Annotated in this window: 23 protein-coding genes and 2 pseudogenes; 15 read left to right on the plus strand and 10 right to left on the minus strand. The window is 69.1% G+C overall.

Translation table 11 applies throughout. The features are described 5' to 3' along the window. Positions 1-70: 70 nt before the first annotated feature. The 4 genes from AC1DNF_RS14800 to AC1DNF_RS14815 all read left to right on the plus strand — a co-directional run bounded on the left by AC1DNF_RS14800 (position 71) and on the right by AC1DNF_RS14815 (position 3,129). Positions 71-925 carry a restriction endonuclease gene (locus AC1DNF_RS14800; protein ID WP_478149358.1) on the plus strand — a complete coding sequence of 285 codons (855 nt, stop codon included), beginning with the start codon at positions 71-73 and terminating at the stop codon, positions 923-925. 362 nt (positions 926-1,287) lie between these two features. Then, a complete protein-coding gene (locus AC1DNF_RS14805) occupies positions 1,288-1,494 on the plus strand; it encodes a hypothetical protein (protein WP_478149359.1) in 207 nt (68 codons plus the stop codon). Positions 1,495-1,507: 13 nt separating this feature from the next. After that, positions 1,508-2,515, plus strand: a complete 1,008-nt coding sequence (locus AC1DNF_RS14810; RefSeq protein WP_478149360.1) for an extracellular catalytic domain type 1 short-chain-length polyhydroxyalkanoate depolymerase — start codon at positions 1,508-1,510, stop codon at positions 2,513-2,515. Between the two features lie 173 nt (positions 2,516-2,688). Then, complete coding sequence (locus tag AC1DNF_RS14815; protein ID WP_478149361.1) at positions 2,689-3,129, plus strand: hypothetical protein; 441 nt, start codon at positions 2,689-2,691, stop codon at positions 3,127-3,129. Between the two features lie 17 nt (positions 3,130-3,146). Here the strand turns inward: AC1DNF_RS14815 and AC1DNF_RS14820 are convergent, their stop codons facing one another. Together AC1DNF_RS14820 and AC1DNF_RS14825 are read right to left on the minus strand one after the other, a co-directional pair. Next, positions 3,147-5,561, minus strand: coding sequence for a catalase (locus tag AC1DNF_RS14820; RefSeq protein ID WP_478149362.1), 2,415 nt, complete (start codon positions 5,559-5,561; stop codon positions 3,147-3,149). 18 nt (positions 5,562-5,579) lie between these two features. After that, positions 5,580-6,317, minus strand: a complete 738-nt coding sequence (locus AC1DNF_RS14825) for a glycosyltransferase family 2 protein (protein WP_478149363.1) — start codon at positions 6,315-6,317, stop codon at positions 5,580-5,582. Positions 6,318-6,546: 229 nt separating this feature from the next. On the opposite strand from AC1DNF_RS14825, the gene AC1DNF_RS14830 reads away from it, so the two are divergent. Next, positions 6,547-7,536 (plus strand): hypothetical protein, encoded by a 990-nt coding sequence (locus tag AC1DNF_RS14830; RefSeq protein WP_478149364.1) that lies wholly within the window; start codon positions 6,547-6,549, stop codon positions 7,534-7,536. A 132-nt stretch (positions 7,537-7,668) separates the two neighbouring features. After that, positions 7,669-10,287 (plus strand): excinuclease ABC subunit UvrA, encoded by a 2,619-nt coding sequence (locus AC1DNF_RS14835; RefSeq protein ID WP_478149365.1) that lies wholly within the window; start codon positions 7,669-7,671, stop codon positions 10,285-10,287. On the opposite strand, the gene AC1DNF_RS14840 is transcribed toward AC1DNF_RS14835, so the two are convergent. Genes AC1DNF_RS14840 through AC1DNF_RS14850 form a run of 3 tightly spaced genes read right to left on the minus strand, consistent with a single transcriptional unit; the run spans position 10,243 to position 12,634 of the window. Next, positions 10,243-10,866 (minus strand): class I SAM-dependent methyltransferase, encoded by a 624-nt coding sequence (locus AC1DNF_RS14840; protein ID WP_478149366.1) that lies wholly within the window; start codon positions 10,864-10,866, stop codon positions 10,243-10,245. The two genes, AC1DNF_RS14835 and AC1DNF_RS14840, sit on opposite strands and share 45 nt — an antisense overlap. After that, positions 10,863-11,630: a PIG-L deacetylase family protein gene (locus tag AC1DNF_RS14845; RefSeq protein ID WP_478149367.1), complete on the minus strand. Its 768-nt coding sequence runs from the start codon at positions 11,628-11,630 to the stop codon at positions 10,863-10,865. Before AC1DNF_RS14845 ends, AC1DNF_RS14840 begins: the two co-directional genes overlap by 4 nt. Further along, positions 11,618-12,634, minus strand: a complete 1,017-nt coding sequence (locus AC1DNF_RS14850; protein ID WP_478149368.1) for an acyl-CoA dehydrogenase family protein — start codon at positions 12,632-12,634, stop codon at positions 11,618-11,620. The genes AC1DNF_RS14845 and AC1DNF_RS14850 overlap by 13 nt, the downstream gene beginning before the upstream one ends. A 210-nt stretch (positions 12,635-12,844) precedes the next feature. On the opposite strand from AC1DNF_RS14850, the gene AC1DNF_RS14855 reads away from it, so the two are divergent. After that, a complete protein-coding gene (locus AC1DNF_RS14855) occupies positions 12,845-12,973 on the plus strand; it encodes a hypothetical protein (RefSeq protein ID WP_478149369.1) in 129 nt (42 codons plus the stop codon). 10 nt (positions 12,974-12,983) lie between these two features. On the opposite strand, the gene AC1DNF_RS14860 is transcribed toward AC1DNF_RS14855, so the two are convergent. Beyond that, on the minus strand, positions 12,984-14,267 hold the full coding sequence (locus tag AC1DNF_RS14860; RefSeq protein ID WP_478149370.1) for a phospholipase D-like domain-containing protein: 1,284 nt from the start codon (positions 14,265-14,267) through the stop codon (positions 12,984-12,986). A 215-nt stretch (positions 14,268-14,482) separates the two neighbouring features. Here AC1DNF_RS14860 and AC1DNF_RS14865 point away from each other — a divergent pair, with 215 nt between their 5' ends. Then, positions 14,483-16,927, plus strand: a complete 2,445-nt coding sequence (locus AC1DNF_RS14865) for a membrane-bound PQQ-dependent dehydrogenase, glucose/quinate/shikimate family (RefSeq protein WP_478149371.1) — start codon at positions 14,483-14,485, stop codon at positions 16,925-16,927. Between the two features lie 33 nt (positions 16,928-16,960). On the opposite strand, the gene AC1DNF_RS14870 is transcribed toward AC1DNF_RS14865, so the two are convergent. Then, on the minus strand, positions 16,961-17,905 hold the full coding sequence (locus tag AC1DNF_RS14870; protein WP_478149372.1) for a LysR family transcriptional regulator: 945 nt from the start codon (positions 17,903-17,905) through the stop codon (positions 16,961-16,963). Positions 17,906-18,032: 127 nt separating this feature from the next. Between AC1DNF_RS14870 and AC1DNF_RS14875 the strand changes: the two genes are divergently transcribed. From AC1DNF_RS14875 to AC1DNF_RS14895, 5 genes are all read left to right on the plus strand, one after another. Beyond that, the gene (locus tag AC1DNF_RS14875) at positions 18,033-19,067 is read left to right on the plus strand and encodes a tripartite tricarboxylate transporter substrate binding protein (protein ID WP_478149373.1); all 1,035 of its coding nucleotides are present in this window, start codon (positions 18,033-18,035) and stop codon (positions 19,065-19,067) included. After that, complete coding sequence (locus AC1DNF_RS14880) at positions 19,042-20,319, plus strand: NAD(P)/FAD-dependent oxidoreductase (RefSeq protein WP_478149374.1); 1,278 nt, start codon at positions 19,042-19,044, stop codon at positions 20,317-20,319. The genes AC1DNF_RS14875 and AC1DNF_RS14880 overlap by 26 nt, the downstream gene beginning before the upstream one ends. Positions 20,320-20,438: 119 nt before the next feature. Beyond that, on the plus strand, positions 20,439-20,816 hold the full coding sequence (locus tag AC1DNF_RS14885) for a hypothetical protein (protein ID WP_478149375.1): 378 nt from the start codon (positions 20,439-20,441) through the stop codon (positions 20,814-20,816). A 9-nt stretch (positions 20,817-20,825) separates the two neighbouring features. Further along, positions 20,826-21,038, plus strand: a complete 213-nt coding sequence (locus tag AC1DNF_RS14890) for a hypervirulence associated TUDOR domain-containing protein (RefSeq protein WP_478149376.1) — start codon at positions 20,826-20,828, stop codon at positions 21,036-21,038. Positions 21,039-21,041: 3 nt separating this feature from the next. Then, a complete protein-coding gene (locus AC1DNF_RS14895) occupies positions 21,042-21,581 on the plus strand; it encodes a DUF488 domain-containing protein (RefSeq protein ID WP_478149377.1) in 540 nt (179 codons plus the stop codon). A 45-nt stretch (positions 21,582-21,626) separates the two neighbouring features. On the opposite strand, the gene zwf is transcribed toward AC1DNF_RS14895, so the two are convergent. Together zwf and AC1DNF_RS14905 are read right to left on the minus strand one after the other, a co-directional pair. Continuing rightward, positions 21,627-23,060, minus strand: a complete 1,434-nt coding sequence (gene zwf, locus AC1DNF_RS14900; RefSeq protein WP_478149378.1) for a glucose-6-phosphate dehydrogenase — start codon at positions 23,058-23,060, stop codon at positions 21,627-21,629. Between the two features lie 182 nt (positions 23,061-23,242). Beyond that, positions 23,243-24,121 (minus strand): YihY/virulence factor BrkB family protein, encoded by an 879-nt coding sequence (locus tag AC1DNF_RS14905; RefSeq protein ID WP_478149379.1) that lies wholly within the window; start codon positions 24,119-24,121, stop codon positions 23,243-23,245. Between the two features lie 141 nt (positions 24,122-24,262). Here AC1DNF_RS14905 and AC1DNF_RS14910 point away from each other — a divergent pair. Next, positions 24,263-24,526 (plus strand): annotated as a pseudogene (locus AC1DNF_RS14910) (hypothetical protein); the annotation flags it as partial. Between the two features lie 33 nt (positions 24,527-24,559). Here AC1DNF_RS14910 and AC1DNF_RS14915 read toward each other — a convergent pair. Then, positions 24,560-24,930 (minus strand): annotated as a pseudogene (locus AC1DNF_RS14915) (trypsin-like peptidase domain-containing protein); the annotation flags it as partial. Here AC1DNF_RS14915 and AC1DNF_RS14920 point away from each other — a divergent pair. Next, the coding region (locus tag AC1DNF_RS14920) for an EF-hand domain-containing protein (RefSeq protein WP_478149380.1) at positions 24,893-26,007 on the plus strand (1,115 nt) is incomplete at its 3' end. The pseudogene AC1DNF_RS14915 and the gene AC1DNF_RS14920 overlap by 38 nt on opposite strands.

The raw sequence follows: 26,007 nt of genomic DNA on the forward strand, positions 1-26,007 counted from the left end.
CCGCCGCTTTGGCTAGAGTCCAGGGCAAACACGTCCGGCCCCGCCGCACCAACAACAACGAGGAGACCCCATGCCACGACGCAAGAAGACCAGCCTGCTGGAAGACCTGATCGAGGTCGTATCGATGCTCCCCTGGTGGGTCGGCGTCGCGCTGGCCCCGCTGAGCTATTTCCTTGCGCATGCATGGGCTGCTCGAATCACAGCCGAGATGCTGACCAGACCGCAGCTCACATCGGGCATCTATTACGCATTGGCACTCGCAGGCCAATACCTCTTGCCTTTCATCTGTCTCTCCGGCGCGGCCGTCTCCGCATGGCGCCGCCGTCAGAGGCGGGGCCTGGCCGACAACGTGGCCGCCGCGAAGACGGCGGACGTCCTTCAAGGCATGAGCTGGCCTGAGTTCGAGATCCTGGTCGGCGAGGGCTTCAGGCGCAAGGGCTTCCAGGTCGAAGAGCGGGGCGGTGGCGGGGCCGATGGCGGTGTCGATCTCGTCTTGCGCCGGGGTGGCGAGAAGCATCTCGTGCAGTGCAAGCAATGGCGCGCCTACAAGGTGGGCGTGCAGGTCGTGCGGGAGCTGTTCGGCGTGATGGCGGCTGAAGGCGCGGCGGGTGGTTTCGTCGTGACCTCTGGCCGGTTCACCGATGAGGCGCGCGCCTTTGCCGAGGGGCGCAACCTCCAATTGCTCGATGGCGATGCCTTGTTCGCCTTGATTCGATCCGCGCGAGCCGTCGAGCGCGCAGCGCCTTCGCGAGCGGCGCAGGCGGTGCCGCCGGCGCCGGCCAGCAAGGCAGCGCCGGCACCGCAGGCGCCCGCCTGCCCGAAATGCGCGGGCGCGATGGTGCGCAGAACCGCGAGGAAGGGCGCGCACGCGGGCGATTCATTCTGGGGATGCGCCGCGTTCCCTCAATGCAGGGGAACCGCGTGAAGAACCGACCCCCAGCCCTCCCGGCGATCGATTCCACGAACTGAACCGCCCCGGGGTCAACATGGACGGCAACGGCAACGGCGACGGGGTTCCGAGCGAGAAGCAGTGGTGTCATTGACCGGAACAGCGTGCCGGATTCCCGTCCAGAGCCGTCGAACCGAGAAATCTACAGAGGGCGACCTGTCATATCCGTCCCATCGACACCAGCACGATGAGGGTACCGCGCTCCCTCGCGCGTGCATGCATGCACACCCGCGGTGCGGCGTAGGACACGAGCCACGCGAAAACAGGCGCGGCCCTTAGGCGCACGGCTCTCCCACGCCCCAGACTCCCATGGTGGCCACGGCCCGATGAGAGGAATCATGAGCAATCCCTGGACAAAGAAGAACCCCCTGATGAGCATGTGGCTCAGTGCGGCCAATCGGGCCGCGGGCACCGCGCGCGGGAAGGCGAGCGCCATGGCCAGGCGCCAGGTCGCCGCGACGCAGGCCGAGGCCGCGCGGCAGATCGTCGATTTCTGGACCGGCAAGCCGGCCACCCCCGTGGCACGGAAGAAGACTCGCCGCTGAGCGGAAACATTGAATGGCCAAACGGCGACAGAACTCATCATGGGCCAAGATCATCGGTCGCAGCGTCGCATCCTTCACCGGCATCGCCCTGCGCGCGAACACGCTGGCCGCCAGCCGCGCGCTCAAACCCACGCTTGAAAAGCGCCGTGCGCCACCCGGCGAGGGCCAATGGCTCGCCGGCACGGCCCTGGGACCCGCGGGCATGCGCAAGTACCGGCTCTACCGGCCGCCGGGCGTCAAGTTCGGCGAGAGCCTTCCCCTGCTGGTGATGCTCCATGGCTGCGGCCAGGACGCGAAGGGCTTCGCCACCAGCACACGCATGAACACCATCGCGGCGCGCGAGCGCTTCATGGTGCTCTATCCGGAGCAGGACCGCCTGTCGAATCCCCATGGCTGCTGGAACTGGTTCGACACCACGTCCGGCAGGGCCTATGGCGAGGCGGCCTTGATCATGAATGCCATCGACCAGGTGAGCGTCATGTACGCCGCCGACCGCACGCGCGTGGCGGTTGCGGGGCTGTCCGCCGGCGCGAGCATGGCCGCGCTCCTGGTGACGCGGCATCCCGAGCGCTTCAAGGCGGTGGTCATGCATTCGGGAATTCCGCCGGGCACGGCGCATTCCACCATGTCGGCGCTGGGGGCCATGCATGGTCACCGGGCGACCAGGCCACTGCCGGCCACGCCCGTGGCCATGGGGGCGTCATGGCCCCCTCTGATGGTGATCCATGGTGCCGGCGACAGGACCGTGGCGCCCAGCAATGGGCTTGCCGCGGTCCAGGCCTGGGCAGACGCCGCGGGCGCCTCGTCGGGAAAGCCGCGCCTCGTCCAACGCGGCAAGAGGTACCCCGCCAACGTCACCGACTTCAAGCGCAGGGGGAGCACCGTGGCCACGCTCGTGGATGTCACCGGCCTGGGGCACGCCTGGAGCGGCGGGGCTGCGAAGCAACTGTTCAGCGATGGTCTGGGGCCGGACGCGTCCCGCATGGTCTGGGCCTTTGCGGCCAGGCAGTTCCGTCGCTGAGTGAGTGAGTGAGTGTTTGAGTGAGCCGCGCGCGCGGCGGCGGTCGCATGCCTGCGCGAGGCCGCGTTGGCCTACGCCTGTCTGCGCGGAAGGCTCACACCGCCGCCTTTCCCATGGTTTGAAATCAATGCTTCAAGGCGGCACGCTGCCGCTGCGGCAAACAGGAGAAAGACATGGCAACAGACAACATCTTGAGCCCCTCGGAACTCGCGGACGAGGCCCGGCAATTCGGCGGTGACGCGCTCCAGGCGGCGCAGGGCTATGCGCAGGAGAGCGGGCGCATCGGCGGCGACGCCTTGCGGTCCATTCGGGCGAGCGTCGAAGATGCCAGGGAGATGGGCGGGCGGGCCGCCGACACGGCCGCCGCCATCTCCGCTGACGTGAAGGACGTCGCCAGGGACGCGGGCGCCACCGGCCGGGCCTACGCAAGGGACGCCGTCCATGCGGCCGGCCAGAAGATCCGGCACCTGAAGGAGCGCGTGGGCGACGCGAAGGCGAACTGCGCGAAGTACGTCGCCGACGAGCCCGTGCGCGCGTCGCTCATCGCCATCGCCGCCGGGGCGTTGGCGACGACGATGCTGCTGTTCGCGTTTCGGCGAAGCCGCCGTCAATAGGCCCTGCGGCCTCCGGATCACACGCGTGGCGGATCGGTCTCGCGCTCGGGATGCCGGTGCTTCGCGAGTGCGGCCAGGAAGGCGTCGATCGCGCTGCGCGCCGCCGATGCATCCCCCCGCACGATGCCGGGGTCCGCGTCGCCCGAGGGCAGCGTCTCCGGTATCTTGTTGTCGACCAGCAGCGACTGCGCCGCGCCGCGTGCCAGGATGGCCTTGCCGTGCCGGAAGTGGTCCTTGATGAACTCGGCCGTATGGCCGTCGCCGGCCAGCAGCGCCACGCCCGCCTCGCCGTCCGGCAGCACCAGTCCATCGAACAGGAAGCCCGGCTCGTTCTCCATCGAGGCGTCGGCCTCCATTCCTTCTCCCTGCGCCGTCTTGAAGGGCCCGATGCGCGGGCCGACCAGCCGTCCGACGGCATCCGCATCGAGCAGCGCCGCCTGCACCGCGGCCAGCGCCGTGCCGTCGATGCCGTCGGCCACCAGCAGCGCCACCTTGCGCGTGCGGATCGATCCGTCGCCGGGGCGCGCCATGAGCGAGAGCGAAGGCGACCGCGTGACCTCGGGCCTGGCGGGCACGGCCAGGGCTCTGGGCAATGCGCCGGGCAGCGCCATGCCCAGCCCTTCCGCCACCTTCTGCGCGAGGGCGGGCGAGGCGTTGATCAGGCCTGCCACCATGCGTTCGCGGATCGCGGGCACCGTGCACTTGGAGAGTTCGAACCGGAAGGCTGCGGCGATGTGGGCTTGCTCGGCGGGCGTCTGGCTCTCGAAGAACAAGGTCGCCTGCGTGTAGTGATCGGCGAACTTCTCGGGCTTGCCGCGCACCTTGTCCTGCTCGACCTTCTGCGGAAAGGTCACGAAGCCGGCCGAGGCACCCGCCTGGAACGGACAGCCCCCGCCCAGCGAGTTCGGCTCATAGGCGACACGGCCGCGGTGGATCGCCTGGCGATGCATGCCGTCGCGCTGGTTGTTGTGAACCTGCGCGAGCGGCGCATTGATCGGCAGCTCGTGAAAATTCGGTCCGCCGAGCCGGGTGATCTGCGTGTCGACGTAGGAATGGATGCGCCCCGCCAGCAGCGGATCGTTGCTGAAGTCGATGCCCGGCACCACGTGCGCCGTGCAGAACGCCACCTGTTCGGTCTCGGCGAAGAAGTTGTCCGGGTTGCGGTTGAGCACCATGCGGCCCACGGGCGTGAGCGGCACCAGCTCCTCGGGCACGATCTTGGTCGCGTCCAGCACATCGAAGCTGAAGGCCTCGGCCTGTTCCTCGGTGAAGATCTGCAGCGCGAGTTCCCATTCGGGGAACGCGCCGGCCTCGATGGCTTCCCACAGGTCGCGGCGGTGGTAGTCGGGGTCCGCGCCGGAGATCTTGACCGCCTCGTCCCACACGAGCGAATGGGTGCCGAGCACCGGACTCCAGTGGAACTTGCAGAACACCGATTGGCCGGCTTCGTTGACGAGCCGGAAGGTGTGCACGCCGAAGCCCTGCATCATCCGGTAGCTGCGCGGAATCGCGCGGTCCGACATCTGCCACATCAGCATGTGGGTCGACTCGGGCATGAGCGACACGAAGTCCCAGAAGGTGTCGTGCGCGCTCGCCGCCTGCGGCATCTGGTGGTGCGGCTCCGGCTTGACGGCATGCACCAGGTCCGGAAACTTGATCGCGTCCTGGATGAAGAACACCGGCATGTTGTTGCCCACCAGGTCCCAGTTGCCCTCGTCGGTGTAGAACTTGACGGCAAAGCCGCGCACGTCGCGGGCGGTGTCCTTGGAGCCGCGTTCGCCGGCCACGGTGGAGAAGCGCGCGAACACGGGCGTGATCTTGCCGGCCTCCCGGAAGGGCGCTGCCTTGGTGAACTGCGGGATGGCGTCATAGCACTCGAAGAAGCCGTGCGCGGCGGAGCCTCGCGCATGCACGATGCGCTCGGGGATGCGCTCGTGGTCGAAGTGCGTGATCTTCTCGCGAAGGATGAAGTCTTCGAGCAGCGCCGGGCCGCGCAGGCCCGCCTTCAGCGAGTTCTGGTTGTCGGCAATGGCCACGCCCTGGTTCGTCGTGAGCGGCTGCCCCGCCGCGTCGACGCGGACCCGGTCCAGCGATTCGATGCTCGCGTTGATGCCCGGCGCGGCCATGCTTCCCACCTTGGCGGAACCGACCTCTTCCGACAGCGTGCTCGCCGTGGCGGCGGGCGAAGGCGGCTCGACGCTCAGGCCGATGGGCGGCCTGAGCGCATTGTCGTGGCCGTGCTCCAGGGACTTGTTGAGGTTGTACGGCATCAGGGCCGCCAGCTCTTCGACGTGCGCGGCCTTGAGCGCAAGGGCGTCGGCCGGGTGGCCCGGCGGAAGATGGGCGGCGCCGCTGTCGGTGTTGCGCGCGGCGGATGCGGCGGCGACAGGGGCTGCGGGTTTTGGCGCGGGCGGCGGCTTGGGGGTGGACATGGTTTTCCTTGGTGAGGTTCAGTGCAGGGGAGGGATCGCGAAGGAGGGATTCACGTTGGCGCAGGGGCGGGCGTGATCGGGCAATGACGCCAGCCGGGCCCGCATCGCGTGCAACAGCGCATCGGCGAAGCCGCCCTTGGCGCGCGCGTCGCGACGCGCGCTGGTCACCACGCGCGGGCCGGCACTCCAGGCGATGCGCGCGCCGGTGCGTTCCAGCGCCTTGACCAGCGCTTCGTCTTCGCTGCACGCGAGGTGTTGGAATCCGCCGGCGCGCCGATAGGCGGCGGCGGAGACGCCGAGGTTGGCCCCGTGGATGTGCCGGTGGCCGTCCCGGTCCGTATAGGTTTCCCGGAAATGCGCATGCAGCATGTCCGCATGGATGCCATGGGGCGACCAATCGTCCACGGTCACGCAACCGCAGACCGCGTCCGCCCGCAAGGCGAGCTGGTCGACCAGCCACGAAGGGGAGACCAGGGTATCCGCATCCGTGAAGGCGAGCCATCGCGCGCCCTTGGCGAGAAGATGTTCGGCTCCGACGGCGCGTGCGATGCCCACGTTGCGCGCTTGAACGCGGACCCGGTTCGCGCCGGCCGCGAGGGCCCTGCTTTCGGTGGCGTCGGTGCAACTGTCGAGGACGACCAGGATCTCGACATGCTCGCCGTCGAGCGCGGGATGGTTCGCGCCGGCGACCGCGGCGCGAACGCAATCGTGAATGACGCATTCTTCGTTGTGGGCGGGTATGACGATGCCGAGCATGGGTTCTTTCGTGGGCAGGCCGGCAAGGCTGAGGGCTCCGGTGGCGCGGCCGGGTCAGCAGTGCGGCACTGGACTTGTAGGCGTGCGCGGGCGTGGGGCGTCGCAGCATGTCTTTTCACACAGCGAGCCCCGCGAACAGCCGGCCTCCTACGACAGCGCTGGCCTTCGGCCCACTTTCGTTCACCTCCGATCAAGCATCCTCGCCGCCACATCACTACAAGGATCGGACATGGCAACGATTGCGACCCAGGATCTCTTGGCCAATGAAGAATTTGCGGCGCGCCGCGACCTCGCCGGCGACGCGCGGCCTTCGGGCAGCGGTGTCTCATGGGGCGCGATCCTGGCCGGTGGGGTCGCCGCGGCGGCGTTGTCCCTGATCCTGCTGATCCTGGGTACCGGCCTCGGGCTGTCTTCCGTCTCGCCCTGGGCAGGCAGGGGCGCCAGCGCGACGGCGTTCGGTGTCTCGACCATCCTCTGGCTCACCTTCACGCAGCTCGCGGCATCCGGCATGGGCGGCTATCTCGCCGGCCGGCTTCGCACGCGATGGTCGGCGCTGCACACCGACGAGGTGTACTTCCGCGATACCGCCCACGGCTTTCTCGCCTGGGCCATCGCTTCGCTCGCGACGGCCGCGCTGCTGGGCTCGACGATCGGGGCCATCGTGAGCGGCGGCGCGCAGGCGGGCGCTTCGCTGGTCGGAGGCGCCGCCACGGTGGCGGCCGGCGCCGGCGCCGGGATGGGCGCTGCCGCATCGGCCGATGGCGGCCCGATGGGCGCGGCAGGGCCGATGGGCTATTTCGTGGACTCGCTGTTCCGCAAGGACACGAACGCGGCCGTCGCGCCGGCACCCGCCGGCGATGCGGCCCCTGCCGCCGCCGCCACGACCGGCGCGGCACCCGTGCCGGCAGCCGAGGCGACGCGCATCTTCGCCAACAGCATTCGCACGGGCAATCTGCCGCCGGAAGACGTGCGCTACCTGGGCCAGACCGTGGCGCAACGCTCGGGCCTGAGCCAGCAGGACGCGGAGAAGCGCGTGACCGACACCTACGCCAAGACGCAGGCCACGCTGCGCGAGGCCGAGGCGAGCGCGCGAGACGCCGCCGACAAGGCGCGCAAGGCCTCGGCCTATGCGGCGATGTGGATGTTCGTCTCGCTGCTCATCGGCGCCTTTGTCGCGAGCCTGGCTGCCACCTATGGCGGGCGCCGGCGCGATCTTTGAGATCCTTGAATCACCAACTGGAGAACCCCCATGCGCTCACTGCTGCTGCTCTTCCTGGGTGTGCCGATCCCCATCATCATTCTCCTGGCCCTCTTCATGCACTAGACGCTCTGGCAGCGGTTGCGAGCGGAAGTGAAGGATTCCAGGCATCCAGGCGACGGCTTCGTGCGCGTGCGCGGCGCGCGCGAGCACAACCTGAAGAACGTCGACGTCGACATCCCGCGCGATGCGCTGGTGGTGTTCAGCGGCATCTCGGGTTCGGGCAAGTCCTCGCTGGCCTTCGGCACGCTCTATGCCGAAGCGCAGCGGCGCTATTTCGAATCGGTGGCGCCCTATGCGCGCCGGCTGATCGACCAGGTCGGCGTGCCGGCGGTCGATGCCATCGAGGGCCTGCCGCCGGCCGTCGCGCTGCAGCAGCCGCGCGGCACGCCGGGCGCGCGTTCCTCGGTGGGCAGCCTCACCACGCTGTCGAGCCTGCTGCGCATGCTGTACTCGCGCGCCGGCAGTTATCCGGCGCGGCAGCCGATGCTCTATGCGGAGGATTTCTCGCCCAACACGCCGCAGGGCGCATGCCCCGTCTGCCACGGCCTCGGGCGCGTGTACGAGGTGACCGAGCGATCGATGGTGCCCGACGATTCGCTGAGCATCCGCGAGCGTGCCATCGCCGCCTGGCCGCCGGCCTGGCATGGGCAGAACCTGCGCGACATCCTGGTGACGCTGGGCCATGACGTCGACAAGCCCTGGCGCGCGCTGCCGCGCAAGCTGCGCGACTGGATCCTCTTCACGGAGGAGCAGCCCACCGTCCCCGTCTATGCCGGTCTCACGCCCGCCGAGACCCGCGCCGCGCTGCGCGGCAAGATGGAGCCGAGCTACCAGGGCACCTTCATGGGCGCGCGCAAGTATGTGCTGCACACCTTCGCCACCACGCACAGCGCGCTGATGAAGAAGCGCGTGGCGCGCTTCATGGTGGGCAGCCTCTGTCCGGCCTGCTACGGCAAGCGGCTCAAGCGCGAGGCGCTGGCGGTCACGTTCGCGGGCCATGACATCGGCGAGATCTCGCGGATGCCGCTCAGCCGGCTGGCCGAGGTGCTGGCGCCTGCGGCGGCCGGCGCGCTGACGCAGCAGATGGGGCAACAGGCGTGGAGTCGCGCCGCCGCGCGCAAGGAGACCGAACGCCGCGTCGCGGCCGGCGGTGCCGCCCACCAGGCCGCGCCCGACGTGCGGCGCACGCCCAACCTGTCGGAGGAAAAGCGCATCGCGGCGCAGCGCATCGCCCACGACGTGCGCGCGCGCATCGCCACGCTGCAGCAGCTTGGGCTGGGCTACCTCTCGCTGGACCGCAGCACGCCGACCCTCTCGCCCGGCGAACTGCAGCGGCGGCGGCTGGCCACGCAGATCCGCTCCAATCTCTTCGGCGTGGTGTACGTGCTGGACGAGCCCACAGCGGGGCTGCATCCGGCCGATGGCGAAGCGCTGCGGGTGGCGCTCGACCAGCTGCGGCGCGCGGGCAATTCGCTGTTCGTGGTCGAGCACGACCTGGAGCTGATGCGCCACGCCGACTGGCTGGTCGAGGTCGGACCCGGCGCCGGGGAGCAGGGCGGCCGCGTGCTCTACAGCGGCCCGCCGGCCGGCCTGCGCGGCGTGAAGGAGTCGCACACCGCGCGCTATCTCTTCTCGGAGCCGGCGCCGCCGAGGCGCGCGCCGCGCGCGCCGCGCGGCTGGCTGACGCTCGAGGGCGTGACGCGCAACAACCTCCATCGCGTCGATGCGGCCTTTCCGACCGGCGTGTTCACCGCCGTCACGGGCGTCTCCGGCTCGGGCAATTCGAGCCTGGTGAGCCAGGCGCTGATCGACCTCGTATCCGCGGCGCTCGGGCACGAGCCGCCGCCGCCGGAGGACGAAGACGAGGACGCGCTGGGCGCGCCCCTTCCCGATGCCACGGCCGGCCGCCTGGTCGGCGGCGTGGACGGCATCCGGCGCCTGGTGCGCGTGGACCAGAAGCCGATCGGGCGCACGCCGCGCTCCAATCTGGCGACCTACACCGGGCTCTTCGATCAGGTGCGCAAGCTGTTCGCAGCCACCAGGGCCGCGCGCTCGCGCCGCTACGATGCCGGGCGCTTCTCGTTCAATGGTCGCCAAGGGCCGCTGCGCGACCTGCGAAGGCGCGGGCTTCGTCAGCGTCGAGCTGCTGTTCATGCCCAGCGTCTATGCGCCTTGGCCGACCTGCCATGGCGCGCGCTACAACGCGGCGACGCTGGCGGTCACCTGGCGCGACAGGACGATCGCCGAAGTGCTGGGCATGACGGTGGCCGAGGCCGGCGCCTTCTTCGCCGACCAGCCGGCGATCGAACGGCCGCTGGCGCTGCTGCAGGCCATCGGGCTGGGCTACCTGCGGCTCGGCCAGCCCGCGACCGAACTGTCCGGCGGGGAGGCGCAGCGCATCAAGCTCGCCACCGAGCTGCAGCGGGCGCAGCGCGGCGACACGCTCTACGTCCTCGACGAGCCGACCACCGGCCTGCATCCCGCGGACGTCGACAAGTTGATGGCGCAACTCGACGGGCTGGTCGACGCGGGCAACACCGTCATCGTGGTGGAGCACGAGCTGCGCGTGATCGCTGCCAGCGACTGGGTCATCGACGTCGGTCCGGGCGCGGGCGCCGAGGGCGGCCGCATCGTGGCGACCGGCACGCCGATGGCGCTGGATTCTCAGCGGATGCCCTCGTGCTGCGCCACCGAGCGACCGTCGCGTGACCATACCTGGAGCAGGAAGTCGTCCTCCTCGTGACGCGCCAGCCGCGCGAGGCCCAGCGCGGCCAGTTGCGCGTGCACTTCGTCGGTGGCCAGGCTGCGTTCGGCGAAGTCGGCACGCCAGTCGCAGGCGATCAGGGTGCCGCCTTCGTCGAGCGAACGCTCGCAGCGGCGCGCCAGCTCGCGCATCGCGTCCAGCGAGAGGAAGTAGCAGAGCTCGCCGAGCACGATCAGGTCGAATGCCGCGCGCTCGGGCGGCCAGTCGGCCGGCAGGTCTTGCCGTTCGACGTGCACGTTGCCGAGTCCGGCGGTGCGCCGGCGGGTGATCTCGACCGCGCGGGCCGAGCGATCGCTCGCGTGCACGCTGTCGCAACGGCCGGCGAGCGCCACGGTGAATTCGCCGGCACCGCAGCCGGGCTCGAAGGCCCGCGGGTAGCGCCGGCGCGGGAGCGAGGCCAGGATCAAGGCGCGCTTGCGCTCTTCGTACCAGCGATCGCGCAGGCCGTAGGGGTCTTCGGTGGCGCCGTAGAGGCGGTGGAAATAGGCCTCGGTGTCGCCGGTTCGGCCATCGGGAGCATTCATGCGAGCAGCACCTCGAAGGGTCGCGCGCTTCGCTCGACCGTCGTCGCGCGCAGGATGGGTGGCCGGCCCGTCGAGGGGTCGGGCTGGAGCTGGCTGGCGAATGCCTGCACCGCGTCGCGCTTGCGGCGGCTCGCGTCGGGATCGAGCGCCAGGCATCGGGCCCGTGCCCACGGAATCCTCGGGTCGCCCGGCGCGGCCCAGTGCCAGGCCCACACCGGCACCTCGACCAGCCTCGGGCCGACGCGAGCGGCGGCGAACGCGCAGGCGTGACCGGTGGCTTCGTGGTCGGGATGGCCGTCGCGGCGCCAGGTGGTGAAGACCACGTCATCGCGTTCGAGCAGCGGCGCAAGACGGGCCGCCAACAGGGATTCGAGGCCCTGCAGGCCTCCGTCAGGCAGGCCCAGCCGCAGCGGCTCGGCGTCGACGCCCAATCGACGCAGGGCATCGCGGCTTTCGCGCGGACGTTCGCGGCCCAGCCGGTGCGCGGGCCAGTCGCGGGAGCCCCGGTGGCTGGCGGTGCCATCCGTGACCAGGATCACCCGCACGGCGGTTCCACGCCGCGCCAGTTGCGCCAGGAGGCCACCGACCGCGAGCACCTCGTCGTCGGGATGCGGCGCGACGACCACGGCGCGCGCTCCGTCGGGCACCAGGGCCTGCGCGGTGGTCGCCTGCATCCGGTGCAGGCCGGTCCATGCATGCCATTCGGCCTCCGTCGTGCCCTCGCCGCGGATGGCGCGGTCGTCTTCCTTTTCTACAACGTCCATGGTGTCGTCTCCGCATCGAGGACGATTTCGCCCAGCGCCGCAAGATCGCGCTCGGCATGGCTCTGGCGCATGAAGACGGGCAGGTCGGCCACGGCCCGTGCGAAGCGCGCATCGCGGCACAGCGGCCCCGCTCCCGTGGCGCGGCAGGCATGCGCGATGAGGGCGTGGGCCGCGTCTTCGACCACGAGGCGCGCGCGCAGCGCGATCGGCCGCGCATCGTCGCGGGGATGGGCGTCGATCCATGCGGCGCTTTCGCGCAGGACGGCGGCGCCGGCGGACAGCGCGCCATCGATCGCACCCAGATGCGCGAGCCGGTGGGCGTCGGGCTTGGGGCCGCAGAACGCGCGCGCCAGGCGTGCGATGCCGAGTGCCCCGCCAAACCAGCATGCCGCGATTCCGGCGCCTCCCTGCCAGAAGCCGGGCCGCTGCGTGTAGTCGCCGGGGCGGCCGATCGGCCGCGCCTCGGCGCCGTCGAAGCGCACATCCACGCTGCCGCTGGCCGCCATGCCGACGGCATGCCAGCCATCGTCGGTGACCCTCACCGAGGGCTGGTCGATCGCGACTTCGGCGAGGCAGGGATCGCCGGCTTCGTTCCAGCCGCTGACGACCGCATGCGTGACGCCGCGGGCGCCCGAGCACCAGGCCTTGGTGCCGTGCAGTCGGACACCTCCATGGGCGGGGCCGCCTGGGGCGAGCGCTTCCAGCGTGACCCTTGCATCGGGTGGCTCGGCACACCAGGTGCCCCAGCGCGAACGGGGCGGGGCGCTCGCGGCGCCGAGTTCCCGGCGGATCGCGAGCGCGTCCGTGTGGCCCTCGAACAGCTTGACGAGCGAGAGGTCATGCGCTGCCACCTCCGACAAGACGCGCCAGCGCTCGAGCGTGGCGCCGGAACCGGGCAGGGGAAGCCGGTCGATGCCGGCGTCGACCAGGTGCGCGATCGAGAGCAACTCCCCATGCAGATGTCGCAGGTGCTGGAGCGTGGGATCGGTCACTGGGGAGAGCATCGGGGCCATCGGAGATGTGTTTAGACGCTGCCTTGCATGCACCCCGTCGGCACAGCGCGCACTCGGATGTAGGAGGTGCCGGGTGCGCGGGATGCCCACCGCCTGCTGAACGACGCATCGCCGTGACTTAGTCCGCATCCCCGGCCGCCCCGGTGCGACGGGATGTCAAAAGACATACCCGCGGGAGAGAGCAGTTCCGAGAATCCCCGCATGCAAGACGACGATGACGACTCCTTCCGGACCGATGGCTCCATACCGCGCTGGCTGAAGGCCGCCGTGATTTTCACCATCGTGGTCTCGTACGGCTCCGTTCTGCTTCGGCTGGCCGCGGCGGGATGAGCGCCGCCGCTCAGAGCTGCGCGGACAACAGCGACGCCACGTGCTCCATGGCCTTTTCCGACAAGGGCCGCTCGCGCCACGCTTGGAGCGTGATGCGCCTGGACTGTTTCAGGTCGGCTTCGAACTGCGTCGTTTGCATCGCGGCGAATGCTTCGTCATAGATGTTGAGGTTCGCCTCATCGTTGAGGCGGAAGGAACGGTTGTCGAAGTTGGTCGAGCCGACGGACACCAACAGACCGTCCACCGTGAAGACCTTGCAGTGGAACATGGTGGGCTGGTACTCGCTGATCTCCGCGCCGGCGGCGAGCAGCGGGCCCCACGCCGCCCGCGAGGCCCCGCGCACGGTTTGCGAATCGATGATCGGCCCCGGGGCGATGATGCGCAGCCGCACCCCGCGCTTCATGGCGGCGACGAGCGCGGCGACGGTCAGGTCGTCGGGGACGAAGTAGGCGCTGGAAAGATCGATGCTCTTCGTCGCCGCGGCGATCGAGAGCAGGTACATCAGGTGCATGCTTTCGCTCCCCCCGGAGGGAGAGCTGCTGAACATCTGAGCGCGGCCGTCGCCCATTCGGGCAATGGCCGGAAAGTAGCGATCTCCGTGCAGCACATCGCCTGTCACCTTGATCCAGTTGTCCATGAACACCGCCTGCATCTGGGCGACGACGGGTCCTTCGACCTTGAAGTGCGAATCGCGCCAATGGACTGGGTCCTGGGCATTGCCGGTCCAGGGGGGAGCGATGCCGACGCCACCCGTGAAGCCGGTTCGACCATCGACGATCAGGAGCTTGCGGTGGGTGCGGTTGTTCATGCGGGTGATGTCATACCAGGCAGGCTTGTGGAACTTGCGGATCTGAACGCCCGCGTCCTCCATCTCCTTCACCAGTGCCGCATCGACCTTCGCGCTGCCCAGCCAGTCCAGGAGCACGTGCACCTTGACGCCGGCCCGCGACCGCTCGGCCAGCGCATCGGCAAACGCACGCCCGATGTCCCCGGCCCAATAGATGTAGGTCTCGAAGGTGATGCTGCGCTCCGCGCCCCGGATGGCGGCCAGCATGGGAGGAAATATCCGGTCGCCGTTGTAGAGCGCCTCGAAGCGATTCCCCTCGGTGATGGGCGGCCCGAGCAGCACGCCGAGCGCGCGTTGGTACTGTGCATCGTGCAGCGCATATTGCCGGCGCACCTGTTCGTCGAGCTTCTTCTCGCCGCTGCTGAAGCTGAGCACCAGGAAGATGGCTGCGAGGATCAGCGCGAGCGTCCAGGCCAGGGTACTTGCACGGATTCGGATCTTGTTCATGTCATGGCGACGTCTGAGCCCCATGCCGCGGTCTTGCGAGTCCAGAGGGGGCTGGAAAGTGTGCCTTCCGGAAGGACGTCCTGAACAACCCCGAGTCCGTCAGAGCGGGTAGGACAAGGCCGCCTGCGATGCCGTCAGACACGCGATGAAGCAGAAAGCCTACCCGCCGCGGCGGGTCTCGACGTAGCCTTGGTTCTTCTTTATAGGGGTCCCTCATGCAACGCGTTGCCCGCTTCTGGTTTCCCGCCGCGATCGGCGTCGTCCTGCTGCTTCTGGGCCTGGCGCTGGTGGGGGCGGGGATCTGGCTGGTGGTGATCGGCGGCTCGGCGTACTACGTGGTGGCGGGTGTGCTGATGGCGTTGACGGCCGGCCTGCTGATGCGTCGCTCGCGGGCGGCCTATGGCGTCTATGCGCTGCTGCTGGCCGGCTCCCTGGCGTGGGCGCTGTGGGAAGTGGGGCTGGACTGGTGGGCCTTGGCCGCGCGCATCGACGTTCTGTTCGTCCTGGGCCTGGTGCTGGTCAGCCCGTGGGTGGCCCGCGCCCTGGTCGAAGCGGCCGGCAACGGGAGCCGCGCGGGCGCCTGGCGGCGCGGCCCGGGGCTCGCGCTGACGCTGGCGCTGCTGGCTTCCATGGGGGTCGCGGCCGCGTCGTGGACGCGGGACACCCACGAGGTGGCCGGTGCGCTGCCCCAGGCCGGGCAGCCCTCGACTTCCGTTTCGCAGGACACCGCCGGCGTGCCTGCGGGCGAGTGGCAGGCCTACGGTCGAAGCGGCTACGGCCAGCGCTTTTCTCCCCTGGCCCAGATCACGCCGAGCAACGTCGGCCGGCTCGAAGTGGCCTGGCAGTTCCGCACGGGCGATCTTCGCGGGCAGCCGGGCGACCCTGAGGAGACGACCGACGAGGTCACGCCATTGAAGATCGGCAGCCGGCTCTACCTGTGCACTCCGCACCAGTCCGTGATCGCGCTGGATGCCACCTCCGGTGCCGAGCTGTGGCGATACGACCCCAAGATCCAGGGCGAGCTCGCGCTGCAGCATCTCACCTGCCGCGGACTGTCCTACCAGCCGCCCCGGGCGGGCGGCGCGGCACCCGCGCAGGAGAAGCCGGCCGCCGCGCCAGGGACGCTCACGGCAGACTGCGGCAGCGGCAAGCTCTTCATGCCCACGGCGGACGGTCGGCTCATCGCGCTCGATCCGCGAAGCGGTGCGCTGTGCAGCAGCTTCGGTGACGGCAAGGGCCAGATCGACCTCTGGGCCCATATGCCCAACCGGATGCCGGGCTCCTACTATTCGACCTCGCCCGTGGTCGTGACGTCCAGGCTGGTCATCGTCGGGGGCACGGTGCTGGACAACGTTTCCACCAAGGAGCAATCGGGTGTGATCCGCGCTTTCGACGTGGATACGGGGGCCCTGGTGTGGAACTGGGACTCCGGCAACCCGGACGCGACCGCGCCCACTGCCCCGGGGCAGACCTACACGGTGAACTCGCCCAACAGCTGGTCCATCTCCAGCGTCGATGAGGCGCTGGGCATGGTCTATGTGCCCATGGGCAATCAGCCGCCCGACCAGTGGGGCGGCCAGCGCAGCGCTGCGGTGGAGAAATATTCGTCCGCCGTCGTGGCCTTGGACCTGGCCAGCGGCAAGGTGCGCTGGGTGTTCCAGACCGTGCATCACGACCTGTGGGACTACGACGTCCCGTCCCAGCCCAGCCTGGTCGACCTCACGATCGACGGCGCCCAGGTTCCCGCGCTCGTGCAGCCGACCAAGCAGGGCGAACTCTTCGTGCTCGACCGCCGCACCGGCACGCCGATCAACGCGGTGACCGAAGAGGCCGCACCCCAGGGCGCCGCGCGGGGCGACCACACCGCGCCCACGCAGCCGAAGACGGCGCTGTCCTTCGATCCGCCGAAGCTGCGCGGGCGTGACATGTGGGGGGCCACGATGTTCGACGAGCTGGCCTGCCGCATCGCCTTCCGTCGCTTGCGCTACGAAGGCCGCTTCACGCCGCCTTCGACCGGGGGCTCGCTGATCTATCCCGGGAACTTCGGCGTCTTCAACTGGGGCGGCGTGGCGGTGGACCCCATCCGCCAGGTCGCGTTCACCACGCCGACCTACCTCGCATTCGTGTCGACGCTGGTGCCCCGGCCGAACGACACGGCGCTGATGGTGCAGTCCGACGGGCCTCCGAAGGGCGCGCTGCCTGCGCTCAACGAGAACTTCGGCGCTCCCTTCGCCATCAAGCTCGGGCCCTTCGTGTCGCCGCTGGGCCTGCCCTGCACGGCGCCGCCGTGGGGCTACGTCGCCGGCGCCGATCTCGCGAAGGGCAAGCTCGTGTGGAAGCATCGCAACGGCACGGTGCGCGATCTTGCGCCGGTGCCGCTGCCCTTCAGGATGGGTGTGCCGAACCTGGGCGGGCCGATCATGACGGCCGGCGGCGTGGCCTTCCTCTCGGGCACGCTCGACGACTACGTGCGCGGCTACGACGTCACCGACGGCAAGCAGCTCTGGCAGGCCCGCCTTCCCGCCGGCGGCCAGGCCACGCCCATGACCTACAGCGGGACGGACGGCCGCCAGTACCTTCTTGTGGTGGCGGGTGGCCATGGCTCGACGCACACGAAGGCCGGCGACTACGTCATCGCGTATGCGCTTGCGAAATCGTAGGCGTCGGGCGCGCGTCATCGAACATCACCATCGTCACGCAGCGGTGGGCTGAGTGCCGCCGGGCCTGACTCCCTTGCCCCTGCGAATCTCGTCTCTGAGGTCCTTGGCGAACGCCTCGGCGAGCGCGAGGCGCGCTCCGGGTTCCGGGAAGATCAGCGCGCAGCGGGAGGTGAGTTCTTCCCTGACGGGGCGTACGACCACCAGGGGACCGGCGAAAGACTCCGCGGACCAGCGAGACACCAGCGTGATGCCGACCCCGGCGGCGGCAAGCGCGCACGCGATCAATGCATTGGGCGTCTCCAGCACCACATGCGCGGCCACGCCCAGCTTCGAAAAGGCATCATCGATCTGGTAGCGCAGGAAGCCATGATGCGACAACAGGACCATGCGCTCACCGGCCAGGTCCTTCAGCGAGATCTCCCGCTTCTTCGCCAGACGGTGGCCCGCCGGGATCACGGCCATCGACGGCGCCGGCTCCAGCGGCTCGATGGCGATGGCAGGCCGGGAGAGCGGCAACTCGACGACCCCCACATCGAACTGACGGGTGGAGACCAGTTCGGCGATCTGCCGCGACGGCAGGCTTTGCACGAACACGGACACCTTGGGACGCGAGGACAGGAACCGGGCGATCGCGCGCGGCACCACGCCCTGCGACATTGAGGGCAGGGTCCCGATGCGAAGCGCGCCGGCACGCTGGAAACCGATGTCCTGCGCCACTTGCGCGATTCGATCCAGGCTGCCGTAGATGGGTTCGATCTCGCGATAGAGCAGGTCACCCTCGGGTGTTGCTACCAGCCGCCGGCCCCGCCGCTCGAAGAGCTGGTAGCCGATGCGTAGTTCCAGGAGACCGAGAGCCCGGCTGACCGCAGGCTGGGTCACGTTCATGAGTCGGGCTGCCGCCACGACAGTGCCCGTTCTCATCACGGAATAGAACGCCTCGACCTGCCTCAAGTTCAACGTCGGTTTCATACATAACATTTGAACATGAGCTGCGTCACGATCTCGATTTGTTCCATGCCAGGGGCCGGCCTACGATGCGTCACTCCCTCATGGATTGGGCCTGTGGAGGCCCAATAGCTCCTTATCAGCCCGAAGGCATACGAAGATGAAATTGACTGAAAAGAACAGGCGCGCGCGGATGCCGGCGGCCACGATCGCGACCACGCTGCGTCGTTCCCTTGCAGTGTTGGGTCTCGTCATCGGCGCCCTGTTCGGCGCCACTTGCGCGCAGGCACAAGCACAACCCTTTCCCCATCGACCGATCACGCTGGTTGTGGGCTTTGCCCCCGGCGGCGGCTCCGACGCGGTGGCGCGATTGCTCGCAACCGCGCTCGGCGCAAAGCTGGGACAGCCGATCGTGGTGGACAACAGGGCGGGGGCCAACACCATCGTCGCAACCCAGTATGTGCGCAACCGGCCGGCAGACGGCTATACCCTGCTATTCACCTCGGCATCATTCGCCATCAACCCGGCCCTGCAGAAGCTCAACTTCGACATCTACAAGGACTTCAGCGCCGTTGCGCTGGTGGACACCGTACCCTTGCTGCTGGTCACCAACAACGAAGTCCCGGTGAAATCGGTCAGGGAACTGATCGCCCTGGCCAAGGCACAGCCGGGCAAATTGACCTACGCCAGCTTCGGCGCCGGCAGCGCGGCGCATCTGGCCTCGGAGCTGCTTCTTTCGATGACGGGGACCGACATGGTGCACGTGCCGTACAAGGGCAGCGCGCCGGCGCTGGTCGATGTGATGGGCGGCCAGGTGACCATGATGCTGCCGGGCATCGGCTCGGCGGTGAACCTGGCCAGGGAAGGAAAGGTGAGGGCGCTCGCCGTCTCCAGCGGCAAGCGCTCCGCTGTCATGCCGGACATCCCGACGATTGCCGAGTCCGGCGTACCGGGCTTCGATCTGGTGACCTGGGAAACGGTCCAGGCTCCGGCCGGAACGCCGCCGGACATCGTGGCGCGGCTCAACACGGCGATCCGCGAGGTTCTCGCCACCCCGGAGCTGCGCGCGCAGATGATCAAGCTGGGAGTCGAGCCCGAGTCGACGAAGACGCCCGCCGAGGTGGGGAAGTTCATCCGCGGCGAGGCGGACAAGTTCGGCAAGATCATTCATGACCGCAACATCAAGGCGGAGTGAGCAGGTCGTGAGCGCGGCACAGGTCACGATCATCGGCGCCGGCATTGTGGGCGTCGCGTCGGCGCTGTGGCTGCAGCGTGCGGGATTCGCCGTCACCTTGGTCGATGCGGGCGGTATCGGCGAAGGCGCGAGTTTCGGAAATGCCGGCAACATCAGTCCCGGCGCGGTCGTGCCCTACACCATCCCGGGTGTGCTGCGGCAGGTGCCGGGTTGGCTGCTGGATGCCGAGGGGCCGCTGGTGGTGAGGCCCGGCCATTTCTTCAAGGTGGCACCCTGGCTGCTGGCGCTGGCGCGCGGCAGTCGCACCGAGGCCGCCCTCAAGACGTCGCGCGCCATGCGCGAACTGCACGGCAGCACCTTCGAAGCCTACGACACGTTGACGCGAGACACCCCGGCGGCGGCGCTGATCGAACGCTGTGGCCAGCTCTATGTGTCCGAGCGACCGCATGCGGCGCAGGGCTCCGTGTTGACCCAGTTCATGCGCGAGGCGGCCGGCGTCAGGACGGAATTGCTGGATGCGGACGAGATCCGCGAAGCCGAGCCGACCTTGGCGCCGATCTTCAGGAGCGGCATGCTGCTGCCCGACAACGGCCGGACCCGCAATCCCCATCAACTGGTGCAACTGATGGCCGGCGAGGCGCAACGCCATGGCGCCGTTGTTGTGCGCGGCAAGGTCACCGGCTTTCTGACGCACGCCGGACGGGTGCAGGCTGTCCTCGTTGATGGTCGGGCAAGGCCGGTCGAACGGGTGCTGGTCGCGGCGGGCGCCGCGGCGGGCACCTTGAGCGCCATGCTCGGCACCGCGCTGCCGGTGGAGGCCGAGCGCGGCTACCACATCACCATCGCCGACCCTGGCGAGATGCCGCGCATCCCGGTGACGCACCTCGACGCCAAGTTTGCCGCCGCGCCGATGAACGTGGGTCTTCGCCTGGCTGGAACAGTCGAATATGCGGGCATCGACGCGCCACCCAACTGGAAGCGCACGGCGCTGCTGGAGAAGCAGGCGCGGCGAATGTTTCCGGGCCTGAAGTTGGCACAGGTCACACGCTGGGCCGGCGATCGCCCGACGCTGCCTGACGGCTTGCCGGTGCTCGGCAGGGCGCCGAGCTTCGAGAACGCCTATTTCGCTTTCGGCAATTCGCACTTCGGGATGAGCGCGGGGCCGGTGATGGGCCGCGTGATTGCGCAGATCATTGCCGGCGAGCGCGCTGACATCGAGATCGCCCCCTTTGCGCCGTCTCGGTTTGCATGAAGGGGCGCGGCACGGCCCTCCTTGCCTCGCCTTGGCCGCGCATGACGGCGACCTCGTTGACAATCCGGTGAGCGATGCCATACCTTGGCACGTTCGTCCACACCCACCGGGAGCGTCCCATGCCTGACACCAAGCGCGGTCCAGCGAAGCGCGCGGAACTTCGCGAACGCGCCCTGTCCAGATGGGACAACGAAGGTGGTGCCGGACCGGACGGGCCGCAGGAAGCGCCGGTTCGTGCGAACGACAGCTCGGCAGTGCCGCAGTTGAGCAATGCCGAGCTCGTGCAGCTCCAGGTGCGGGTGATCGCGTTGGAGAACGTGTTGATAGCGCTGCTGTCCCAGGCCACCGAGCGCCAGCTCGACCTGGTGCGCGAGATGGCGGACTACATCTCTCCGAGACCGGGATTCACGCCGCACCCGCTGACGATTCACGCGGCCGCCCAGATGGTCCATCTGGCCGAGCGCGCCGGTCATTTCCGGGGTCCCTCCCTTCCGTAGAGGCCGCGCATGGTGCATGAATTCAAGGTCGGCGACCACGTGCGCTGGAATTCCGAGGCGGGCCGCGTGACGGGCCGCATCGTCAAGGTGCACACCCGTGACACCGACTACAAGGGCCACATCCATCGCTGCACGCCGAGCGATCCGCAGTACGAGATCCAGAGCGACAAGACCGATCACGTCGCGCTCCACAAGGGCGCGGCCCTGCACAGGATCGATTGAGCCATGGCAGCGGGCACCGGCTTGAGCACCATCTGGACCATCGGCCACTCGACGCATACCCTCGAAGAGTTCCTGGCGCTGCTGGATGGCTACGGCGTCCGGGCCGTGGCCGACGTGCGGCGCTTCCCCGGATCGCGGCGCCATCCGCAGTTCGCGCGCGATGCGCTGGAGCAGACATTGCCCGCGCATGGCATCGGCTACCGATGGCTGCCGCAGCTGGGCGGCCGTCGCCGGGTGCGGCCCGATTCGCCGAACACAGGCTGGCGCAATGCCTCGTTTCGGGGCTACGCCGACCACCTGGCCAGCAGCGAGTTCGCCGCGGGCCTCCACGAGTTGCTCGCGTTCGCGGCGCTGCAGCCGACCACGCTGATGTGCGCGGAGCTGCTCTGGTGGCGCTGCCACCGTTCGCTCATCGCCGATGTGTTGCGCTGTCGCGGCGTGGAGGTCATCCACATCCTGGATGCCGCGCACAGCACCGTCCATCCCTTCACTTCGCCGGCGCGCATCGTGGACGGGCAGCTCAGCTACGCCGCGCAAGCCTGACCGGATCGAAGTCGCGCGGGGGGCCGACGCCGCGGGCCAGCAGGGTCACGCGGCGGGCGGGGCGCAGCCGTTCTCCGGCTCGGGGTTGTGCCAGCCTTCGGGCGGCGCGACGAGCGAGTCGGTCTCTCGCGGTCCCCAGGTGCCCGGTGCATAGGGGAGCGCGCGATGGTGCTGCGCGAGCACCGGCTCGACGGCGGTCCATGCGGCCTCGACCGCGTCCTGGCTGGTGAAGAGCGCGCCATCGCCTGCCATGGCGTCGCCGAGCAGCCTTTCGTAGGGCGAATCGTCGCCCAGCGCGTTTTCGCAGAGGTAGAGCTCGCGCTGGTCGCCGACGAATTCATGGCCGGCGCGCTTGACGCGCGCGGCCAGCGCGATCGCCGCGACCGGGTGAAGCGCGAACCGCAAGTAGTTCGCGCGGCCCTGCGCCGGGCTCGCGTCGTCGAAGAGTTTCTGCGGCGGCGCGCGCCATTGCACCAGGACCTCGGTCGCGTTCGTCGGAAGCTTCTTGCCGGAACGCAGGTACCACGGCACGCCGGCCCAGCGCCAGGAATCGATGAACAGGCGCAGCGCGCAGAAGGTCTCGACGTCGGAATCGGCGGCCACGTTCTTCTCGCGGCGATAGCCCTCGTATTGGCCGCGCACCAGGTCGTCCGGTGCCAGCGGACGCATCGCGCGAAAGACGCTGGCCTTCGCGCTGTGCACGGCCGCATAGCTTTGACCGGCGGGAGGTTCCATGGCCAGCAGCGCGACGATCTGGAAGAGGTGGTTCTCGACGACGTCGCGCAGGCAGCCCGCGCCTTCATAGAAGCTGCCCCGCTCGCCGATGCCGAAGTCCTCGGCCAGCGTGATCTGCACGCTCGCGACATGGTCGCGGTTGAGGATCGGCTCCAGGAATGAATTGGCGAAGCGGAAGTAGAGGATGTTCATGATCGCCTCCTTGCCGAGGAAGTGATCGATGCGAAAGATCGACGACTCGGCGAACACCGAGCGGGCGACCGCGTCGAGCTCGATCGCGGAGGCGAGGTCGCGGCCGAACGGCTTTTCGACGATGACGCGCGCGTTCCTGGCGAGGCCGGCGGCGCCCAGGTTCTGGATCACGGTGGCGAACAGGTTCGGCGGAATCGCGAGGTAGTGTGCCGGGCGCCGCGCGCCTGCCAGCGCGGTCCGCAGCGCGGCGAAGGTCTCGGCACTCCGGTAGTCGCCGCTGACGTACTGCAGGAGGGAAAGCAGGCGCTCGAAGGCCGCGTTGTCGTCGATGCCGCCTTCGCGTTGGAGGCTCTCCCGCACACGCTGCCGGACCGCTTCGGTGTCCAGGGCCGAAGCCGCGACGCCGATGACGGGAACCGTCAACGCCCCCTTCTTCACCATCGCGTAGAGCGCGGGGAAGACTTTCTTGCCGGCCAGGTCACCGGTGAAGCCGAAGATGACGAGCGCGTCCGAGTGCGTCGCGTCCGGTGTTGCGTTGGCGGTCGCGTTCATTTCGGCGTGGTGGCCATCAGGCAGGCCATGGGAGTGTTCAATCCCCCATCCTGCCGGCGAGGGCTCGGAGCGCACTCGGATGAGCGCGGCAGAGTCGGTAGGACCACTCCGACGCCGCCGATTCGCATGGTGGATTCGGCCTGCCAAGTGCGGGGCCTTGGAGACGTGGGAGCGCACGGCCATCATCGATCCGGCGACGGCGTCGCGGGCACCTCGCGGCGGCTGCGGCGCTCATCGGCGAAGGCCTTGGTGAACTCGGCGCCGAGAAGAAAGATCTGCACCGCGTAGTAGACCCACGCGATGAGAACCACGAGCGAGCCCGCGGCCGCGAACGACTCGCCCACACCGCTCTTGCCGAGGTAGAGCCCGACCAGCAGCTTTCCACCATCGAAGAGCAAGGCGGTGGCGAGGGCGCCGATCCAGACGTCTTCCCAGGCGATGGGCGTGCTCGGCATGAGCTTGAAGATCAGCGCGAACATCAACGTGAACACCGCGATCGAGACGAGGGCGTTGAGTGCCTGCAGCAGTCCGACCGACTCGCCGAACAGGCTGCCGTACCAGGTGCCGAACGCGGCAAGGGCCGCGCTGACGCTCAGCGAGACGATCATCAGGAACGACAGTCCCAGGATCAGCCCGAAGGAGAGCAGTCGCGCGCGCAGGATCGCCCACACGCCCTTGGGCTTCTCGCGCGCTGGCACGTGCCAGATCCGGTCCAGGGAGGTCTGGAGTTCGGCAAAGACCGTGGTGGCACCGACGAGCAGCACCACGGCGCTGATGGTGCCGGCGACGAGTCCTCTTTCCGGGCGGCTCGCCGATGCGAGCAGCGCCTCGACGACCGACGCGCCTTCGCGCCCCACCAGGGCCGCCGTCTCCTGAACGATCCGCGCCTGGGCCTCATCGCGTCCGAAGAGCAGGCCGGCGAGGGCGACGACGATCACCAGCAGGGGAGCGAGCGAGAAGATGGTGTAGTAGGAGATGGCCGCGCCCATGCTGGGCGCATAGTCGTCGACCCATGCCGTGAGCGCCTTGCGGCTCACGAGATAGAGCTGTCGGGGCGACATGGCCCGATGGCCAGCAAATGCCGCCGGGCGGCGTGAAGCGCCGGCCCTGGACGCCATGGCAAGCGCTCGACGAAACGAACACCCCCATGCTGCCTTCGCACAGGCTGGCACCTGCAAGCGCGCGGGGGATGTCGGGTGTGAATGGGTGTCATCGGCAGTTGCCCCGCGAGGACGCCGCAGGCTCGGGCGACGCTAAAGGACGGCCCGTTGCGCAGCTCATCGGCATCGCTCGGATTCCAGGGTGGGAGGGCTCCTACGCCACGGGCAACGGGCCGCCGACGCCTGGGACAGGTCCGCGCGCACCGGCGCGACTCGACATCGTCCGAGGTGCTTTCCTTCGTCATCCTGAAGCATGCGGCGAGCCGCCTCCACTGCGACTTCCGCCTGGAGCTGGAGGGTGTCCTGCTCTCCGGGGCCGTACCCAGGGGGCCGAGCTACGACCCCGGCGACAAGGTCGATGGGGATCGGGAAGAACGCGCCCTGGTAGCCGCCGCTGCGGCTGTAGATCTGCGAATTGATGCCCGCCACCTCGCCGCGCGCGTTGTGCAGGGGGGCGCCGGAGTTTCCGGGATTGACGGCGACATCGGTCTGGATGAAGGGCACGAAGCTGTCGTCCGGCAGCGATCGCCCCTGGGCACCGCCACGTCGGTCTTCGGATCGGACCCCGGCACCTTGGCGGGGAACTCGCGGCGATCCGTGAGCTTGACGGTGACGTCGGAGGCGCCTTGCACCACGTGGGCGTTCGTCAGGATGACGCCATCGGCGCTGACGATGAACCCGGAGCCCTGGCCGCGCAGGAGTGGCTGGGGACCGCCGCTGGCCGCCGAGCTGCAATCGCACCAAACACGCGCGACCTCGTGGGCCGCGATCGTGGGCGAGCGCTACGGCGACGACGTGTCGCTCCATTCTCTGTCCGATGGCACGCGGGTGCTGGTGGATGCCCAGGGGCAGCCTGTTGCGATGGTGGTCGCCGGCGGCAACGAGGGGGTGAGCCTCGTGGATGTCCGCGACGGCGCGGTCGTCGGCGTGGACCACGAAGGGCAGGCGGCGCAGCTTGCGCTTGTCGCCTCGCCGGCAGGCGCCGCAGAAGGCGAGGTCTTTACCCACGAGCAGGCACTGGCTCAGGCCCGAACCCAGCCCGCCGCCGATGCCGTGGCCCTGATGAACAGCATCATCGGCCTGTCCAGCTGGAGCGAGATGAGCGAGCTGCAGCGCAGCGCCGCCGTCTCCAGCATCTACAACACGCTCGGCGGCGCCTGCCCGATCGTGCTCGATCTGGACAACGACGGCCTGGACCTGATCCACCCGGACGATTCGAGCATCTTCGCGGACGTCAACGGCGACGGCTGGCGCGAGCGCATCGGCTGGGCGGCACCTTCGGATGCGGTGCTGGACTTCGATGCGAACGAGGACGGGCGCGCCGACCTGGAGCGGGAGGTGAGCTTCGTCGGCTACCAGCCCGGGGCCCGCACGGACCTCGAAGGGCTGGTCGCCTTCGACACGGATGGCGACGGCAGGATCACGGACGAAGACGCTGACTGGGAGCGCCTCGCGCTCTTCCAGGACGTGAACGGCAACGGCCGCCAGGAGGAGGGCGAGTTCCGGTCGCTGGAGGACGCGGGGGTCGCCGCGATCGGCCTCCAGCGCGAAGGCGAGCCCGCGCTGAACAACGGCAATGTCGTCTTCGGAACCTCGGAGCTCCAGTGGAGCGACGGCCAGAGCTCGCGCGCGGGCGATGTCATGTTCGCGGGCCACAACGTGCCGCTGCCCGATGCGGCAATGGATGCGCTTGCCAAGGCCCAGGCGGAGGCGCAAGCGAAGGCCGAAGCCGAAGCAAAGTGGCAGCAGGAGCAGGACGACCTCTTGATGGCCGAGGCGATGCGCAT

The organism is Variovorax sp. 01T432 (assembly GCF_056398605.1).